General features: G+C 47.4%; 17 protein-coding genes. 11 read left to right on the top strand and 6 right to left on the bottom strand.

Annotated elements, in window-relative coordinates:
* Positions 1-6: 6 nt before the first annotated feature.
* From ACNI23_RS05665 to ACNI23_RS05675, 3 genes are all read right to left on the bottom strand, one after another.
* A complete protein-coding gene (locus ACNI23_RS05665) occupies positions 7-2,238 on the bottom strand; it encodes a DUF3536 domain-containing protein (protein ID WP_420247236.1) in 2,232 nt (743 codons plus the stop codon).
* 155 nt (positions 2,239-2,393) lie between these two features.
* Positions 2,394-2,939, bottom strand: a complete 546-nt coding sequence (locus tag ACNI23_RS05670) for a hypothetical protein (RefSeq protein WP_420247237.1) — start codon at positions 2,937-2,939, stop codon at positions 2,394-2,396.
* Between the two features lie 225 nt (positions 2,940-3,164).
* Positions 3,165-3,584: a hypothetical protein gene (locus ACNI23_RS05675; RefSeq protein ID WP_420247238.1), complete on the bottom strand. Its 420-nt coding sequence runs from the start codon at positions 3,582-3,584 to the stop codon at positions 3,165-3,167.
* A 223-nt stretch (positions 3,585-3,807) separates the two neighbouring features.
* Here ACNI23_RS05675 and ACNI23_RS05680 point away from each other — a divergent pair, with 223 nt between their 5' ends.
* The 9 genes from ACNI23_RS05680 (at position 3,808) to ACNI23_RS05720 (ending at position 11,467) form a co-directional block, all read left to right on the top strand.
* Entirely contained in the window at positions 3,808-4,068 is a 261-nt protein-coding gene (locus ACNI23_RS05680; protein ID WP_420247239.1) for a DUF493 family protein, read from the top strand.
* Positions 4,069-4,337: 269 nt separating this feature from the next.
* Positions 4,338-7,151, top strand: coding sequence for an isoleucine--tRNA ligase (ileS, locus tag ACNI23_RS05685; protein ID WP_420247240.1), 2,814 nt, complete (start codon positions 4,338-4,340; stop codon positions 7,149-7,151).
* Positions 7,152-7,317: 166 nt separating this feature from the next.
* A complete protein-coding gene (gene lspA, locus ACNI23_RS05690) occupies positions 7,318-7,788 on the top strand; it encodes a signal peptidase II (RefSeq protein WP_420247241.1) in 471 nt (156 codons plus the stop codon).
* 1 nt (position 7,789) lies between these two features.
* Positions 7,790-8,545 (top strand): prolipoprotein diacylglyceryl transferase, encoded by a 756-nt coding sequence (gene lgt, locus ACNI23_RS05695; RefSeq protein ID WP_420247242.1) that lies wholly within the window; start codon positions 7,790-7,792, stop codon positions 8,543-8,545.
* A complete protein-coding gene (locus ACNI23_RS05700) occupies positions 8,545-8,781 on the top strand; it encodes a PLD nuclease N-terminal domain-containing protein (protein WP_420247243.1) in 237 nt (78 codons plus the stop codon). The genes lgt and ACNI23_RS05700 overlap by 1 nt, the downstream gene beginning before the upstream one ends.
* Entirely contained in the window at positions 8,771-9,694 is a 924-nt protein-coding gene (gene ybgF / locus ACNI23_RS05705) for a tol-pal system protein YbgF (RefSeq protein ID WP_420247244.1), read from the top strand. Before ACNI23_RS05700 ends, ybgF begins: the two co-directional genes overlap by 11 nt.
* A 19-nt stretch (positions 9,695-9,713) precedes the next feature.
* Positions 9,714-10,142 (top strand): 4Fe-4S binding protein, encoded by a 429-nt coding sequence (locus ACNI23_RS05710; protein WP_015851885.1) that lies wholly within the window; start codon positions 9,714-9,716, stop codon positions 10,140-10,142.
* Positions 10,143-10,169: 27 nt separating this feature from the next.
* Entirely contained in the window at positions 10,170-10,682 is a 513-nt protein-coding gene (locus ACNI23_RS05715) for a hypothetical protein (RefSeq protein ID WP_420247245.1), read from the top strand.
* Positions 10,683-10,723: 41 nt separating this feature from the next.
* Positions 10,724-11,467 (top strand): protein phosphatase CheZ, encoded by a 744-nt coding sequence (locus ACNI23_RS05720; protein ID WP_420247246.1) that lies wholly within the window; start codon positions 10,724-10,726, stop codon positions 11,465-11,467.
* A 181-nt stretch (positions 11,468-11,648) separates the two neighbouring features.
* Here ACNI23_RS05720 and ACNI23_RS05725 read toward each other — a convergent pair whose 3' ends face one another.
* Both ACNI23_RS05725 and purT read right to left on the bottom strand, forming a co-directional pair.
* Complete coding sequence (locus ACNI23_RS05725) at positions 11,649-12,953, bottom strand: Na+/H+ antiporter NhaC family protein (RefSeq protein ID WP_420247247.1); 1,305 nt, start codon at positions 12,951-12,953, stop codon at positions 11,649-11,651.
* Positions 12,954-13,255: 302 nt separating this feature from the next.
* Complete coding sequence (purT, locus tag ACNI23_RS05730; RefSeq protein ID WP_420247248.1) at positions 13,256-14,437, bottom strand: formate-dependent phosphoribosylglycinamide formyltransferase; 1,182 nt, start codon at positions 14,435-14,437, stop codon at positions 13,256-13,258.
* A 184-nt stretch (positions 14,438-14,621) separates the two neighbouring features.
* Between purT and ACNI23_RS05735 the strand changes: the two genes are divergently transcribed.
* Together ACNI23_RS05735 and ACNI23_RS05740 are read left to right on the top strand one after the other, a co-directional pair.
* A complete protein-coding gene (locus tag ACNI23_RS05735; RefSeq protein ID WP_420247249.1) occupies positions 14,622-15,200 on the top strand; it encodes a UbiX family flavin prenyltransferase in 579 nt (192 codons plus the stop codon).
* Between the two features lie 3 nt (positions 15,201-15,203).
* Positions 15,204-15,887, top strand: a complete 684-nt coding sequence (locus ACNI23_RS05740; RefSeq protein WP_420247251.1) for a metal-dependent hydrolase — start codon at positions 15,204-15,206, stop codon at positions 15,885-15,887.
* Here ACNI23_RS05740 and uvrC read toward each other — a convergent pair.
* On the bottom strand, positions 15,884-17,692 hold the full coding sequence (gene uvrC / locus ACNI23_RS05745; RefSeq protein WP_420247252.1) for an excinuclease ABC subunit UvrC: 1,809 nt from the start codon (positions 17,690-17,692) through the stop codon (positions 15,884-15,886). The genes ACNI23_RS05740 and uvrC overlap by 4 nt on opposite strands.
* Positions 17,693-17,854: the final 162 nt, after the last annotated feature.

Here is a 17,854-nt window from a genome sequence, read left to right on the forward strand (position 1 = left end):
TAAAAACTACAAATCAAAACCAATCATCTTCGCCAGATCAGGATCATTTTCCCCGATCAAAACCTTATCCCAGTAACAATTCTGAAGTTTCCAGAGATCAAGTGGCAATTCGATCTTGCGAGCCCGTTCTACAACTCCGCGAATACTATTCCAGAATGTCAGATCATTGTGCAGCATTATGCAAAGCTGTTTAGCCAGTCGCTCAATAAAATAATCTAAATCAGGATGATCCCGCCCTACTTCTCTCATAAAATTAAGAGAATCTTCACCGACATTATCACCGGAAAATATGTAATTCCAAGCCAGACCGGCCCATAATTTACGCCAGTGCGGTGCCCATGTCTGAGAGGTCTGATAATCTTCAAAGTCATTAAAAAGAACAGGTCCACAACCCGTGTTTAATATCTGGGTCTCCCATGATTTATGGGCAAATCTGTTAACCCAGGTTAGAGACAGGGACTGTTTTTTCTTCCATGAAATCTCAGTGAGCGGATAATGCTCAATCTGTCCGGCAGGCAGGGAAATTTCAACCGATCCGGTAAGAACCCGCTCCCCTTTCTCCCATTTCCAGCTGTATTCTTTAACTTCCGACTCAAACTGCCAGCGTATTTCAGCTTCACCACGGGCCATGACAAGAGAAGAATCATTTACCTTGATGAAGACAGAAACACCGGGCCATTCAATACGCCCTTCTTCACCGGGTAAAGGAAAGACTCCCTCTACATACAAACGTGCTAACGCCTGCCCTATCAAGCTTCCCGGAGTTTCACTCTGAGGCTTAATCTTGCTGCTCCAAAGATCAATGGCTGAGCCATAACGCTCTTCATTGGACCTTGCTTCCCCGGCTATGGAAAGAAACTTCTCTTCCAATCCGATCAAACCAGTTTCCTGCGCAATCTCGATCGCCCGTAAGGCAAAACTCATATTATTCACAGGCTCCAAACGGGCCAGATCATCAAAGAACCAGCCGCAGCTTGCAAAAGACGAAAGAGCCCATTTCTGCATGGAAAGAAGCTTCCAGCCCATATCAGCTTCGGCACTGCCTTCGGAAACCTTAAAGTTCTTCTTGAAGAATTCTTCTTCAGTAACAATGCCGCTCAGAACTGTTCCGTATTCAACTAAAGCCTTGCGGGAGTCCTTGAATATCTTATCACCATGATTGAAATAGTGGGCGTTCATCAAAGTTTTGATTGCATCCAGACCTTCCCGGAGTGGCTTTCTCCACTGCTGGTTCCAGTCATTATGTCCACCGGTACAACAACCGCAATCATTACGCCAACGCTCGACACCGTGATAGCAACTCCATGAAGAATCCTCCCGAATCTTTACCTTGCGGGTCGGAGGATGCTTTTCAAGATAAGCCCCGTAGTTGAGCAAAGAAATTTCGTCCCGATTTTCAATAGCCTGCGCCAACACATAAGCCAGCGCCATTTCCCCGAATTCCACATGATGTCCATATGTCTCACCATCCGTTCCGATGGAAAGAAGCCCTTCTGCGGATGCACCGGATAACTTGTTCCAGAATTCATCACCATTTTTAAGCAGCCCTTCAAAAGCAATGGCCTGAGAAAGTCCGCCATCGTAGAAGAAAATGGAAATGGTCTTACCTGAAGGCAGTTCCACAAGGTAGGGCTCTTTTATGTTGATAGAGTACTCATCTACTTCCTGCCAATCATCAGAATTCAGTTCTGCAATTGCCTCCGCTTGCCGTGGAGCCAGTAAAGTAAACGCAATACCGTGCTCAGCAAGAGTTTCGAGTGTATCGGTGTTACAGGCGGTTTCAGAAAGCCACATGCCTTCCGGCCTGCGTTTAAACCGGGATTCAAAGTCTGCAATTGCCCACGCTACTTCGGCATCACGGTCCATTTCTGAAGCAAGAGGCATAATTACGTGATGATATATCTGAGCAATGGCGTTCCCATGTCCCCAACGCTTGAGACTTAAGGCATCACCTTCAAGAATCTTCGCATAAAGCTCCGGCTCGGAGCGTTCAATCCAGCGGAACAGAGTAGGCCCCACGTTAAAGCTCATCCATTCATAGCAATTCAGGATATCAAAGATACCGTTGCTTCCCATACGTCTGGCCCAAGCCAATGGACCGTAACTTTCACGGCAGATACGCTCATTCCAATGCCGGAACGGTGCCGCACTTCCTTCAGGAAAAATCATATCCAGCCACGGATCTTCACGCGGCGGTTGATAAAAATGTCCATGTATGCACAAAAATTTACCCGACATATATATACCTCACGGTTTAAGTTCAGTTTGTGGATAGTAACTCAATGACGCTATTAAATCCAACATAAAGACAATTGTAGCCTCATTTTGACAGCCGAAACAAAAAAAGGACAATGAGTAAACTCACTGCCCTTAAAAACTAAACTCACAATAAATTACTTTACATAACCGGCCTGTTTAAGCATGCGTGAAGCCCGATCCGTGAGCACAAAACCGCTTTCATATAATATCGCCGGGCCCTTAAGAGAAATTTTATTTATATACCCAACATCAAGCAGGACATTGAGAATATCTGCGGTAAAGGATTCCTGCATAATGCTCTTGGGAGCTATGCCCCGAAAAAGAGAAATTCTCGATAAATGAAAGATATCAATCAAAGCACGGACATGAACTTTATCAAGGATTTCATTAATCTCGATATCTATGCCGCAGAATGTTTCCCAATCCTTATCTTTTACTTCCTCACCGAATCTATCAAATTCCTTCTCAACCTTTCGTGAAACCCTGTATCCTTCAAGGTTGTTCCCACAGGATGTACAGATACTACCCTCGTCTATCAATCCGGATTTTAAAAGTTCACTGAGAAGCTCCGGGTCGTACAAATAAGTTTCCCGCTTTGGCAACAGACCATGATATCTATCAATTTTTGAATAGCTTCTGATGTGCTTCAAGAGCAGCATATGCCGTTCAGTAAGAACCATAGGGCAGTGATCTCCATTTTTCGCATGTATCAAACTTATACATAAGGCAAACATCCCATAGATTCTGACTCAGATTTAATCTACCCCTTTTATGTTACAATTACACAGAACAATCAGCCCAAATCAAAACTCAAAACGCGGGGATAAAATAGAAGCGGAATTGCTCAATACTGAACAATTCCGCTCCAAGGTGTATATTAAGGACTGGAAAATAAAGTGTTTTTCTTAACTAAAAAGTCTAAGCAGCGGCTTGGACTCTTTTTTGGGTCTGCTTTTATGGATGAAACTGCCGGTAGGCATTTTGACGAAGAGGTTCTGGCAGGAATAACACTCCCAGTGCTTAGACCGCTCCTGGAGCCTGATCAGGACTCCATCGCGGTCATAGCAAACCTGGCAATAAGGACCAGTTTTTTCATTATCCTCATCAATCCAATATTTCTGTCCGTCAAACTCCATGCATTCCGCAAGGTCAAGAATCTCTGCAACCTCTTTAACTTGAGATCGCAACTCTTTATTTTCCTCATACATGTTAAGATAGTCTTCCTGAATGATCCTCAAAAGACTTTCCGCTTCGCGGTCACGCCCTTCATTAAATAATTCAAGAACTTTCCTGAAGTTGGTTGCGTGGAGATTTTTTTTACTCATTTTCCGCCCTATCCTTACAGTATAATTTTAGGAACACCTGCAAACTGTATCGACAATGCGGGAATTTCCTTTAGGGACAAGGGAAAAACTTTTTTTCATACCATTGACAGCACCATATCCGATCCATATATCAACAATGCCCGACAAGCGGTATAAACTTCATCCCGTGATCGGAGCCACAGCATTAAAAACAAATATTTTATTTAAATATAAGGAGATAAACATGGCGCATTCCATAGAACAGTTTAAAGCCACCCTTGATGAACACCATGAATGGCCCTGCGACTACACTTTTAAATTTATTGTTCCCAGCAAGTCTCTGGATGAACTCAAATCCATGATTGACGGTTTTCCCTACACTGAAAAAGACTCCAAAACCGGCAAATACACCAGCGTAACCGTTGTCATCCATGCCAACAGCTCTGATGTAATCCTGAATGTCTACGAGAAAGCAGCAACCATTGAAGGACTCATTTCCCTTTAATTAATAATGAAGCAACTCCGGGTTGACTTCCATCACGCCTTGTTTAAAGATAACGCCGCTCATTTTTGAGCATTTTTTTATTTTTCAAGTTTACGCAAGAATGGCTGTTTTGCTTTTCCATAGCGTGCCGAATTTTGTTCATATCCCTTTTAATAAGCCGATATATCAGCTTTTGTTTTGAACATAATTACTATCGTTAATGTGAGTACTTAAACGGCTTTTAATCAAATATCATATCCTTAAGAGAGTTCCGGAGGACTTTTCCAGTCATGAGCGATTATAAAAAGACCCTGTGTCTGCCCAAGACAAAATTTCCCATGAAGGCCAACCTCAAACAGCGCGAGCCCGAAATGCTCAAACGCTGGGAGGAAACCGGGGTGTACGAAAAAATGGTTGAAGCCAACGCTGACGCCGAACAGTACGTCCTTCACGACGGCCCCCCGTATGCTAACGGCCACATTCACATGGGCACAGCCATGAACAAGGTCCTCAAGGACATTATCGTAAAATCCCGCAACCTGCAGGGCATGAAAGCCGAATACGTTCCCGGCTGGGACTGCCACGGCCTGCCCATCGAGCACAAGGTTGAGCAGGAACTCAAGAAAAAGAAAAAAGAACTGCCCACCACCGTTATCCGTAAACTCTGCCGTGAATACGCAGCAAAGTTCGTTGATATCCAGCGCAAGGAATTCAAACGCCTTGGCGTACTCGGTAACTGGGAAGATCCTTACCTGACCATGAAACCAGAATACGAAGCAGCAACCGCTCGTGAACTTGGTCGTTTCATGGAGAAAGGCTCTGTTATCCGCGGTAAGAAGCCCATCCACTGGTGCTGTGACTGCCGTACCGCTCTTGCTGAAGCAGAAGTTGAATACGAAGATCACACTTCTCCTTCCATCTACGTGCGCTTTCCCCTGAACGATGAAAAAGTTCTGAAAGCACTGCCCGAAGATGTTGCGTCCAAAGTGGACCTCTCCCGCACCTATGTATGTATCTGGACCACCACTCCCTGGACCATCCCCGATAACATGGCTGTGGCTGTTCATCCTGAATTTGAATACGCTGTTACCGAAGTTAACGGCGATATCTACATCCTCGCTGAAAGACTGCTGCCCGTTTGTGCGGAATCCTTCGGCTGGGAAAGCTGGAACGTTCTGGCAACTGTAGCAGGTGCCAAACTCGAAGGCGCTGTAGCCAAGCACCCCATCTATGACCGCGAATCCCCCGTCGTACTGGCGGACTACGTAACTCTCGATTCCGGTACCGGTTGTGTTCACACTGCTCCCGGTCATGGTCGCGAAGACTTTGAGACCGGCCTCAAGAATGGTCTGGAAGTTTACTCTCCCATGAACAACAGCGGTGTATTCCTCAAGGAAGTAGAATTTTTCGCCGGTATGAATGTTTGGGAAGCCAACCCCAAAGTAATCGAAAAGCTGGAAGAGCTGGGCAACCTGCTGGCGCAGGAAAAAATCTCCCACTCCTACCCCCACTGCTGGCGCTGTAAAGAGCCGGTCATCTTCCGCGCAACCACCCAGTGGTTCATCGGCATGGAAGAAAACGACCTGCGCAAAAAAGCCCTCAAAGCCATTAAAGACGATGTTGAATGGCTGCCTGCCTGGGGTGAAAACCGCATCTACAGCATGGTTGAAAACCGCCCTGACTGGTGTATTTCCCGTCAGCGTAACTGGGGTGTACCCATCATCGCCCTGATCTGTGAAGATTGCGATGAGGTATACAACGAGCCAGAATGGGTTTTCTCCGTAGTAGACGAATTTGAAAAACACGAACGCGGCTGTGACTACTGGTTTGAAAAATCAGTTGAAGAAATCGCTCCTGAAGGTCTCAAATGCCCCAAATGCGGCGGCAACCACTGGACCAAGGAAGACGACATCCTCGACGTATGGTTTGATTCCGGTACCAGTTTCGCGGCTGTTGTTGAAAAACGTAAGGAGCACCGCTTCCCTGCTGATCTGTACCTCGAAGGTTCCGACCAGCATCGCGGCTGGTTCCACAGCTCCCTGCTCGCTTCCATTGGTACCCGCGACGTGGCTCCCTACAAAACCGTACTCACTCACGGTTACGTAGTTGACAAGGACGGTCGCAAGATGTCCAAATCCATCGGTAACGTAATCGCACCGCAGGAAATCATCGACCAGCACGGTGCAGAAATTCTGCGTATGTGGGTTTCCGCAGTTAACTATCAGGAAGACGTCCGTATCTCCGACGAAATCCTGAGCCGCATGGTTGATACTTACCGCCGTGTACGTAACACATGCCGTTACATTCTCGGTAACCTTGATGGTTTCAACCCCGAAACTGACGCAGTAGCACCCGCAGAAATGCTGCCCATCGACCATTTCGCACTTGATCTGGTCAACCGCCAGCATGAGGTAATCCAGAAGGCTTACACAAACTTTGAATTTCACAAAGTTTACCATACCCTGCATAATCTCTGCACAACCGAGCTGTCTTCCTTCTACCTTGATATCATCAAGGATAGACTCTACGTGTCCGGCGAGAAGAGCCTCGAACGTCGCTCCGCACAGACCGTACTTTGGCAGACCATGCTCATGCTGCTTAAAGATATGGCACCTATCCTTTCCTTCACTGCAGAGGAAGCATATTCCCATATGCCCGAAGAGATGAAAGGATCTGCAGAAACTGTCTTCGCTATCCGTCCCGAGCTTCTCAAGCCCTCCATCGATGATGCCGAGCGCAAAAGCTGGGAACTGCTCATGGACGTTCGTACCGAGGTCACCAAGGCAATTGAGCCTCTGCGCCGCGAAAAGGTAATCGGTCACTCTCTCGACACCAAGATCACCCTCTTCGCCAACGAAGACATTGCCAAGGCTCTCGAAGATATCGAGCGTCGTGAATTCTTCATCGTATCCGGTGTTGAAATCAAGCCTCTGGCCGAAGCTTCCGACGATGCAGTTAAGCCTGAAGAACTTGAAGGTCTGTCCATCAAGGTTGAAAAGGCACAGGGCGAAAAATGCAGCCGCTGCTGGAGATATGATACTCTCGGCACAACTGCTGAACACCCCGAACTCTGCCCGCGTTGCGCAGCAGTTCTGGCCGGTTAATTTCTCGCTCTTTGTAAATTGAATAAGTAATGCCCCCGCCCTTCTCGCAAGGACGGGGGCATTTTTGAAGAATGCCTCCGGCGGCTTAAACCCTTTTAAAAAAGGGTCTAAGAATCCCAAAACTTTTTAGTATGCTTCGCAAGTAGCATGTTAAGGCGACCTTCGAATGAATAAATATTTTTTAGCGGGGATCATCTCTGCTGTAACTTTAGTATTGGACCAGATCACCAAGATTGCTGTCCGTGAGAAGATGGTTCTTTGGGCTTCAGAGACTATCATTCCCGGATTCTTTAATCTGGTACATGTGGTCAATAAAGGTGCGGCATTCGGTTTCTTGAATCGTGCGGACATTACATGGCAGCGCAACTTCTTTGTTGTGGTTACCATTATTGCGCTGGGTGCAATCGCAATGCTGCTTAAGTCTGCTGATAAAAAGGATAAATTCCAGATTGTGGGACTTGGTTTGGTGCTGGGTGGTGCCATTGGTAACTTGATCGACCGTATTCTTTATCATCAGGTTACTGACTTTCTGGATTTTTACTATGGCTCACACCACTACCCGGCTTTTAATGTTGCGGATATTGCTATCTGCCTCGGCGCTTTTGCCATGATCGTATCTTTTTATAAGAATAAATAGAATGAACCCGATCCTGTTCAGCATAGGCTCCATAAATATTTATGCCTACAGCGTTTACCTGACAGCAGGATGCCTGCTGGGTATTGGCTGGGCCATGCGTGCGGCAAGGCTCTGGGAACTGGAATACAAACTGGCTCCGATCACCGGAATAATCGCAATTGTCAGTGGAGTTATCGGCGCACGGGCACTTTACGTCGGCCTGTATCCTCAAGAATTCTCCGGAGACCTGCTCAGAATATTTTATATCTGGCAGGGCGGACTTGTTTTTTCCGGAGCGATAATTTTCGGATCATTGGCTGGACTGCTCTACCTGCGTTCCAAACAACAACCGATCCTGGATTGGCTGGACTGCTTTGCACCGGGCATTGCTCTCGGACAGGCAGTGGGAAGACTTGGGTGCTTCTTTGCCGGATGTTGTTACGGCAAGCCGGCCGATCTTCCTTGGGCGGTTACATTTAAGAATACTTCTTCACTGGCCCCTCTGTTTCAACCTCTGCACCCGACCCAGCTTTACCATTCACTTGCCGGACTGGTCACATTCCTGATTCTGGTTGTAGCCGGGAACCATATTAAGACTGAAGGCCGCATTACCGGACTTTTCCTGATATTGTTTTCTGCGTTCAGATTTATTATTGAATTTTTCAGGGCGGATTACCGGGGCGAACTCGGCCCCCTGTCTATGACTCAGTTCATAACACTTGTCTTTTTCGCAATTGGTATATACCTGTTATCAATATATAAAAAAAGGAGCTCCTAATGTTCTTCGGAGAAATTCCCAATCTTCCCATGGAAACCTGGATCATCATCCTCGGCAGCGTCGGTCTTTTTGCGGTCTTGACACTTCTCGCCATATGGGATGCATTCAACAGGGAATTCCCGTCCAACATGGAAAAAGTCGGCTGGATACAGCTCTCGATTTTTATTCCATTTTTAGGCTGTGTGGCTTACTTTCTTCTAGGTAGAAAAAGGGGGAAAAAAATTAATGAAAAATAACATGAAAAATTCTCTTATTGCTGCCCTGATCGCCTTTCCTCTGGCTACCGGCCTAAGCGGCTGTGTAACCACATCTGATATGGACAAACTGCGCATGGAATTGCGCCAGACCAGATCCCAGCTGAACAAAAAAATCGAAAACGTTGAGCAACAGTCAGCTGCTGACAGCGTTGCCCTGCGCGATGAAATCAAAAAATCCAGCTCACCGGTGCAAACCCAGCAGGCAAATATGTATGCTGAAGTGAACGCCCTTAGGATGCAGGTTGCCAAACTTCAGGGAACCGTCAACACCATGTCCGAGTCCGTAAGCAGACTCGATGCAGGAGACTCCAACAGCACTGAATCTCTGGAAGAGCTTTCCAAGAAAGTCGAAAACATGCGTCTGGCCCTTGAAAGCCAACTGGCTATAGACCTTGGGCTGATCAAGGCACAGGCTCCCAAAGATAAGGAAACACAGGTTGCAATCTCCAACGCAACTGAAGCTATTGGCGGAATTGCCGCAGTGGTAGCCCCTGAAATTAAAAAGACTGAGCCGGCTGATCCAGCTCAAGCCTTGTATGATAAGGGCCTTACTTTATTTAAAGAGCGTAAATACAAAGACTCAATCCGAGATATGGCTGAGTTTATCAAGACTTTCCCTAAACATAAGCTTGTTCCCAACGCCATTTTCTGGGAAGGTGAATGTTACTACCAGCTCAAGGATTACGCCAATGCGGCACTCAAATATCAGGGTGTCATTGCCAAACATTCCAAGAGCAATAAATACAGACCCGCACTGCTTAAGCAGGGCCTTTGCCTGATCAAACTGGGCAAAACCAAATCCGGGCGTTATATTCTTGAAGACCTTATCAAGAAAGCCCCCGATTCCGCTGAAGCAAAACGTGCGCAGAGCATTATCAAGAACTTAAAATAATTTAACCGGATACAGAACTATGAGCGAGAGCAAAAACTTTAACAAAATTATCCATCTGGCCTTCCCACCCAACACTTCCGGCCGTCCGGTTGTGTGCAATCTGGGTAAACTTTACAATCTCAGCTTCAACATCCTTAAAGCTGACATCAACCCCAGACTCGAAGGCAGCATGACCCTTGAAATCACCGGTCTTGAAGAAGACTACCACAAGGGCATCAACTACCTGAAGGAAAACGGCGTACGCCTCATTCCCGTTGCGCAGAAAATTGCAAGGGACGATGAATCCTGCATGCACTGTGGCATGTGCCTCGCCATGTGTCCCACCGGAGCTCTTTCACTTGAAAAAGACACCCGTCTGGTACTCTTTGATCTGGAAAAATGCACTGCCTGCGGCCTGTGCACCAAGGTCTGTCCTGTCCGGGCCATGGAAGTCGATCCTCAGGATTAGTTCATTACAATAAACAAGGGAATCCAAATGGACCGGGACACACCGCATTACGCAAGTGTAAAAACACGGATCAAAGGACACGGACGCATCGCTTCTTCTCTGGAGAGTCAGCCCGTGTACCGGGGATTCATCGGGATGAAAAAACACCCCGCTGAAGATCTTGATGATTCGAAGGTTCCGGAATGGCTTAGAGTCTATGTAACTGAACTTGACCGCAAGCTGGACCAGCTGCTGGGCATGCAGAGTAAAAAAGACCTCAAGCAGGATTTCCCCCTTGATCTTGAAATAATAAAGATTTCCGGCAACGGAATGACCTTTCGCTCAACTTCCGTCACAGCGCCATGCATAATGGAGATCGTGGCGGAAATTGAGCAGATTCCCTTACGACTGGCCGGAGCAAAAGGTCGTGTAAAAGCTGGCAAAAAAGACAATTACTGGGTAATGAAATTTGAAAAAATCAGGGAACACGACCTTGAGTCCATCATCCAGTTTGTTTTCAGCGAGCAGCGTGAAATAATCAGGACCAAAAAGCTGGGTTAGCCCTGCAACGTTTATATAAAACCAATGCCAAGGAGAGCGCAGTGATTAATGATGATCAAATAGTGCGGGAGATGATGGAAAAGGTCTCCGAAGACCTGAGTAAAAGTCTCAAGGAAAGTATTGCCGATGCAGTACAGAAAGAAATTTCCAAGAGCATGTCTCAGACCCTTCTTGAGGGAGAATTCTACCGCCGCATCAACATTGACCTGCAGAATGGTCTCCGGGATATTTATCAGGAAGTAGCCAAAGCCAAAAAAGGCCCGGCTGGTTCAGCAGGCTCAGTAGAAGTATGTGTTGATTCCGATCCTGATCAGCTTTTCAACGAAGCCTCCGACCAACTCGACGCGATCATGCGCACCACCGAAAAAGCCACGCAGGACATCATGGATATTCTTGAGAAGACTCAGGAAACCCAGTTCGCCCTTGCAAACATCATCAAGGCTTTTGAATCCGGCGGTGTAAAAAAAGAACAGCGTCAGGAACTGGCCAACATCAACGACACCTTGGGTCAGGATATCATGACCATCATGACCACCCTCTCCTTTCAGGACCTGACAGGGCAGCGCATCAAGATCATCATCGATACCATCAAGAGTGTTGAGAAAATCGTCCTTGATCTGTACATGTCCACCGGACTTAAAATCAAAGCCCGGGAACAGGCCCCGGAAAAATCCCTTGATCAGCTCGATCAGGAAACTCAAAGCAAAATGAGCGAGCTCAAAGGCCCCACCGAAAAGGCCGATCAGGGTGATGTTGATGATTTGTTGGCATCGCTTGGGTTGTAGGGATTGTATGGTTACGCCTTTGGCGTAGTTTTTTTTGTTATTATGCCTACTTCTAAATTTATTATCCAATGATGGTTGTATCAACATGACAATTCATCACCACCCCTTATTCCAACTCCATAAAAGAATCCCCCGCAACCATCAGGCTGCGGGGGATTTCACAATTTATATATCCGAATAACTATTTTCTAATCCGGGGAAATCCGGTCAGAATACTCAGCACTGCTACGACTGCGAGGATGAAGCAGTAATGCATGTTGCCGATGATCTCGAGCGGGGAAAGACCGGAGATGGAACCTGCCAGCAGGATCTGTGCGCCGTAAGGGATGATGCCCTGTACTACACAGGAGAAGATATCCAGCAGACTTGCGCTGCGGCGCGGATCAACATTGTGACTCTCTGCGATTTCTTTAGCCATACCCCCGGTAAGGATGATGGCTACAGTGTTGTTCGCGGTACAGAGGTCAGACATTACGGACAGAGCACTGATGCTGAACTCACCGGCCTTGGTGGACTTGGTGCCCTTGGTCAGTCTGCCGATGAAGTTAATAATGTATGTGATACCGCCGTGGAATTTAATCAGTTCGCCAAGACCACCAACGAGCAGGGAAAGCACGAGGATTTCCTGCATTCCGGTGAAACCTTTGTAGATGTCCTGAGAGAAGGTCAACAGGTTGAAGCTGTCCATAGAGGCAAAACCAACCAGCCCAGTAAAAACGATACCTGCGCCGAGTACGACAAAGACGTTCACGCCGAGTACGGCCATGACCAGAATGGTAATGTAGGGCAGCACCTTAAGCAGGCTGTATCCGCCATCAGCTACGACCTGACCGCCCTCGCCCGCCACATAAAGAATCACGATGGTGATCAATGCGGCTGGCAATGCTATGAGCAGGTTCATCTTGAACTTGTCGCTCATCTGACAGCCCTGTGTACGGGTTGCGGCAATGGTAGTGTCCGAAATCATGGACAGGTTATCACCGAACATAGCCCCACCGACAACTGACCCCATGAGCAGCGCGGAAGAAATGTCAGTTTTACCGGCAACACCTACAGCAATAGGTGCGATAGCGGCGATAGTACCCATGGAAGTACCCATGGCAGTAGCGATGAAAGCAGCGATAACAAACAGTCCGGGCAGAACCATGGAGGCAGGTACAATGGACAGACCGAGGTTTACAGTTGACTCAACACCGCCGATAGATTTTGCAACAGAGGCAAAACCGCCAGCCAGCAGGTAGATCATGCACATGGTAACGATACCCGGCTCGCCTGCGCCGCGCAGGAAAATGTTGATCTTGTCGTTGAGTTTATCCTTACCCATCCAAATTGCCCAAGCAATTGCAGGCAAAATAGCCACGGTTGCGGAGAGCTGGTAGAAAGCCATGCTGGTTCCGTTCATGGTCAGGAAAAATCCGGTTCCAATAAAAATCACCAAAAATAGAGCCAATGGCGCTAGGGCCAATCCGTTTGCTTCCTGTTTCATACTACTATATTCCTATATAAAGAGTTAGACATATAGTTCGAGTAAAAAAGATCTCCGCTAGGCGGAGCTATCGTTCGAACCAATTTAAGAAAATCAACGTAAGCAATTACTTATCTTTTGAAAAAAGCAATTTTTACTCTTGATTTTCATTATTTGCGTTACTGACAAGAAATAAATGCTCACCTTTTTGCAGTTATGTCAACAAAAACCGAACAGGATTTATTAAGCAAAAACCAAAGAAAAAGCTCCTTCCGTGCCTAACTGACACAAAAGGAGCTTCCTAATCAGGTTATATAAAAAGATTAGTACTCAATTTCTACGGCAGAAGAGGCGCGGATAGCGCGGGCTTTTGCGTCTTCCACATTTTCACCGAGAGCAAGGGCAACGCCGAGACGGCGCACACCGTCACATTCGCCCTTTCCAAAAATAAGAACTTTGGTATCGGCTTCTTCAAGAGCCTTATCCACATTGGCAAAAGCCGGAGCTTCGGACTTGCCATTGGAAAGGATCACGCTCGATGCAGCTGGTCCATACTGGCGGATAGCCGGGATCGGCAGACCGAGGATGGCGCGGACATGAAGAGCGAACTCACTCAGGTCCTGAGAGATTACGGTCACCAAACCGGTATCGTGAGGACGGGGAGAAACTTCACTGAAGATTACTTCCTCGCCTTTGATGAAAAGTTCCACACCGAAGAGACCTCTGCCGCCAAGGGCATCAGTAATTCTGAGAGCATAATCCTGCGCATTGGCAAGAGCTGCTTCAGACATGGGCTGGGGCTGCCATGATTCGCGGTAATCGCCGTCATCCTGTCTGTGTCCGATGGGCGCGCAATAGGAAGTTCCTCCGGCATGGCGCACGGTAAGAAGAGTGATTTCGTAGTCAAAATCAACAAAGCTTTCCACGATGATACGCCCTTCCCCGGTACGTCCGCCGGACTGGGAGTAATCCCAAGCGCGATCGACATCTGCTTCGGATTTTACGGTGCTCTGACCTTTACCGGAAGAACTCATAACCGGCTTGATTACGCAAGGAATGCCGATTTCTTTAATCGCTTCAAGGTACTCTTCTTTGGTATCGGCAAATTTGTAAGGGGAAGTTTTAAGACCAACTTCCTCAGCCGCCAAGCGGCGGATACCTTCGCGGTCCATGGTCAAACGGGTAGCACGGGCTGTGGGAACAACATTGAAACCTTCCTTTTCCAGTTCGAGAAGAGTCTCGGTGGCAATGGCTTCAATTTCCGGCACGATGTAATCAGGCTTTTCTGTTTCCACTACGCGGCGCAATTCTGCGGCATCAAGCATGGAAATCACGTAGCTGCGGTGCGCAACCTGCATGGCCGGGGTATTTTCATACCTGTCCACGACAATGACCTCAACGCCGAGGCGCTGGGCTTCAATGACAACCTCTTTACCAAGTTCACCGCCGCCAAGCAGCATCATTTTGCGTGCAGAAGCGGTTCCGGCAGTTCCGAGAGTGACCATAGATTTTTTCTCCGTAAGGTGTTTTGTCTTGTGGGAAATTAATTTCGTGTGGGTGAGCTTCTACTCTCATAAGACAAGCAAAACTTCAAGGAATTAGATACACCCTTATCCTTGTCATCGATATCTCCCTGTTGTATTTTCTAGATCTGAACTAAGCAGTTTTTAAAGGAGTATCCTTATTAATATGGATAAGAAAAAAGTAATCCTCTCCGTGAGCGGTGCCAGCGGAACCATATATGCGGTCAAACTGGCTCAACATCTCGGTTCTGCTGAGAATGTTGAGCTGCACCTGATCATGTCCGATGCTGCGTTGAAGGTGATGGAACTTGAAACAGACTTTCAACCTGAAGACCTGACCGGACATGCTGATTTTGTATACCAGCAGGATAACATCGCAGCCCCTCCGGCCAGTGGATCATGGCAGCATGACGGAATGATCATATGTCCCTGCTCCATGGCAACCCTTGCGGCAATTGCCCAAGGACTGGGCAACAACCTGCTCCACCGAGCTGCTGATGTGTGCCTTAAGGAGCGGCGCAAACTGATTCTTGTTACCCGCGAAACTCCGCTGAACCTTATCCATATCCGAAATATGGAAACAGCGACCCTTGCCGGTGCAACGATAATGCCCGCATCGCCGGGATTCTATCATGCGCCCAGAAGTCTGGATGACATGGCCTCACATATGGCAGGACGCATTCTTGAACAAATGAATATCCCACATAATCTTTATCTCCGCTGGGGAGAGGAATCATCGAGGTAAGCTATGCAACATACATTTACTTGGAACGGACACTCAAACTTCACAATCAAGGCTGACGACAAAACCGTAATCATCGATCCTTTCTTTGAAGGTAACCCCAAAGCACCTGCCACATGGGAATCCATCAGCAAAGCAGACGCTGTGCTGGTGACCCATGACCACGGAGATCACATCGGGCAGGCAGTGGAAATCTGTAAGGCAACCGGAGCCACACTGGTCTGTATTTTCGATCTGGTGGAAAAAATGGTTGGTCTGGGAATAGATCAGAGCAACATAATCGGTATGAATATCGGCGGTACCGTTTCCGTAGCCGGAATCAAAATAAAAATGGTTCAGGCCATGCACTCTTCTGCCACCGGAGCACCAGCCGGTTATATCCTTACCTACGAAGACAATTACTGTGTCTACTTTGCCGGAGATACCGGACTGTTCGCATCAATGGAACTCTTCGGAAAACTGCACGACATAGACGTAGCCCTGCTGCCCACCGGAGGCTGGTTCACCATGGATTCAAAAGATGCGGCCTATGCCTGCAAACTTCTTAACTGCAAAACCGCAATCCCCATGCATTTCGGAACCTTCCCTATTCTTGAGCAGGATGCTGTAAGCTTTAAAGAAATATGCGCAGAACTGGCACCGAAGTGTAATATTGTTGAACTTGAAGTAGGTAAAGAGCAGGAGATTTAAACTTCCCGAAAAGCATCAAATATCTGCTGAGCGCGCTTTTTGCCGATCCCCTGAACATTAGAGAGGTCTTCCACAGAGGCCTCTTTCATTTTCAGTACAGAGCCAAATTCATCCCAAAGCAAACGGGCTGTCTTGGGACCGATTCCGGGCAATGACAAGACCTCGCTTTGCAAAACCTTCTTCTTGCGTGATTTACGCTGTCTGCCGATGACAAAACGGTGCGCTTCATCACGAACGCGCTGCAGGTACAAAAGTTCGGGACTACCGCCTTTGAGCGGAAGATGATTCTTGCGTCCGGGCCGGAAGATACGATCCTCAAGCTCCCCTGCCTTACGCGTCGGACCTTTGGCAATAGAAGCCAGATGCGGGATCGGCTCGTCATACTTCCAATTCTCGGCAAAAGCCTTTTCAACAGAAGCAAGCTGTCCCTTACCCCCATCTATTAAGATAAGGTCTGCCCATGGCGGTCCGGAATCTATGCGCTTGATCACCCAGTGAAAAAGTGCGGCGTAATCATCAGAAGAATGTTCAAGTTCCGGGAATGCATAGGTACGATATTGCGATTTCTCGGGTTTGCCTTCTTCAAATACCACCATTCCCACCCGCATACCTTCACCGCCGAGATGAGAAGCATCAATGCATTCTATGCGCTGTGGTGGACCGGAAAGCTTAAGTTTTCTTGCCAACAGATCGAGAATATTATTGTTATTCTTTTCCTTTTCCTTGATTCCGAGAGCGGCATTTTTTCGGGCAATCTCCAGCAGCCTTTTTTCCTCGCCGCTATGAGGAGTAACAATGCGTACAGTGGATTTGCTGCGCTCGCTGAGAAGTTCAGCCGCGCCCTGCATGTCGAACTCGAAAGGGACGAAAAGCTTAGGAGGAATAAATTTGGTTGAAGAGTAAAACTGGGAAACAAAACTGTTCAGCACTTCCTCGCCATCTTCAAGACTGAGCCCCGGCCAGAAAAAGTGTTTTTTATCAAGCAAACGACCTTTCCTGATAAAGAGCAACCCCAGCCCTACTCCCTGAGAGGATTCTGCAAGCGCAATTACATCAATATCAGACCGCTCACCGAGCACCACAGATTGTTTTTCCACGGTTTTCTGAATGGCTTTGATCTGATCACGGAATTTGGCAGCGCTTTCGAAATCCAATGCATCTGAAGCTTCTTCCATCTGACGGCGCAAAGAACCTATCAGATCCCCAGCCTTGCCGGAAAGAAGCATTTCCACCTGATGGACCAGTTCCATGTAATCCTGCCGGGGAACAACATTTACGCAAGGACCGAGACACTGCCCGATATCGTGGTACAGACAAGGCCTGACCCGATTACGGAAAGCCGAATCTGAACACTTGCGAAGCGGAAAGACCTTACCAAGCACCTTCCATGTTTCACGCGCAAAGTAGCTTGAAGTGTATGGACCGAAATAAACGGAACCATCGCGCACAACTTTGCGGGTCATACGCAACCTGGGATATTCGGATTTCTTGTCCAGCTGAAACAGCACGTACTGCTTATCATCACGCAGGACCACATTATACCGGGGACGGTGCTTCTTGATCAGGCTTGCCTCAAGAAGCAAAGCTTCTTTCTCCGTTCCCGTAACAAGGGTATCAATGGAATGAATTTTAGAAACCAGCACACGGGTTTTGGGCGTATGCTTATGCATAGCCCTAAAATATGAAGCCAGCCTTTTGCGTAATTCCCGGGCCTTTCCTACATATATAATACGCCCTGATGAATCCTTCATCAGATATACACCGGGCAAAGCCGAAAAATCCGCACTGTGAAACTCAAAAGCCATCAATCATGCCGCCTTTTTGATCTGACATATGTATAAAGTTCAGACCTATCTCCCTCCATACTCACTGTCAATAAAGGTAGTCTATCGATTTAACCGCATTTGTATTTTTTTGCCCCATCACTAAATGGATCAAAATTTCATGCTCTGCAGGTAGTTTTGAAA

This window comes from Maridesulfovibrio pacificus (SeqCode), assembly GCF_048612815.1.
Lineage (GTDB): Bacteria > Desulfobacterota > Desulfovibrionia > Desulfovibrionales > Desulfovibrionaceae > Maridesulfovibrio > Maridesulfovibrio pacificus.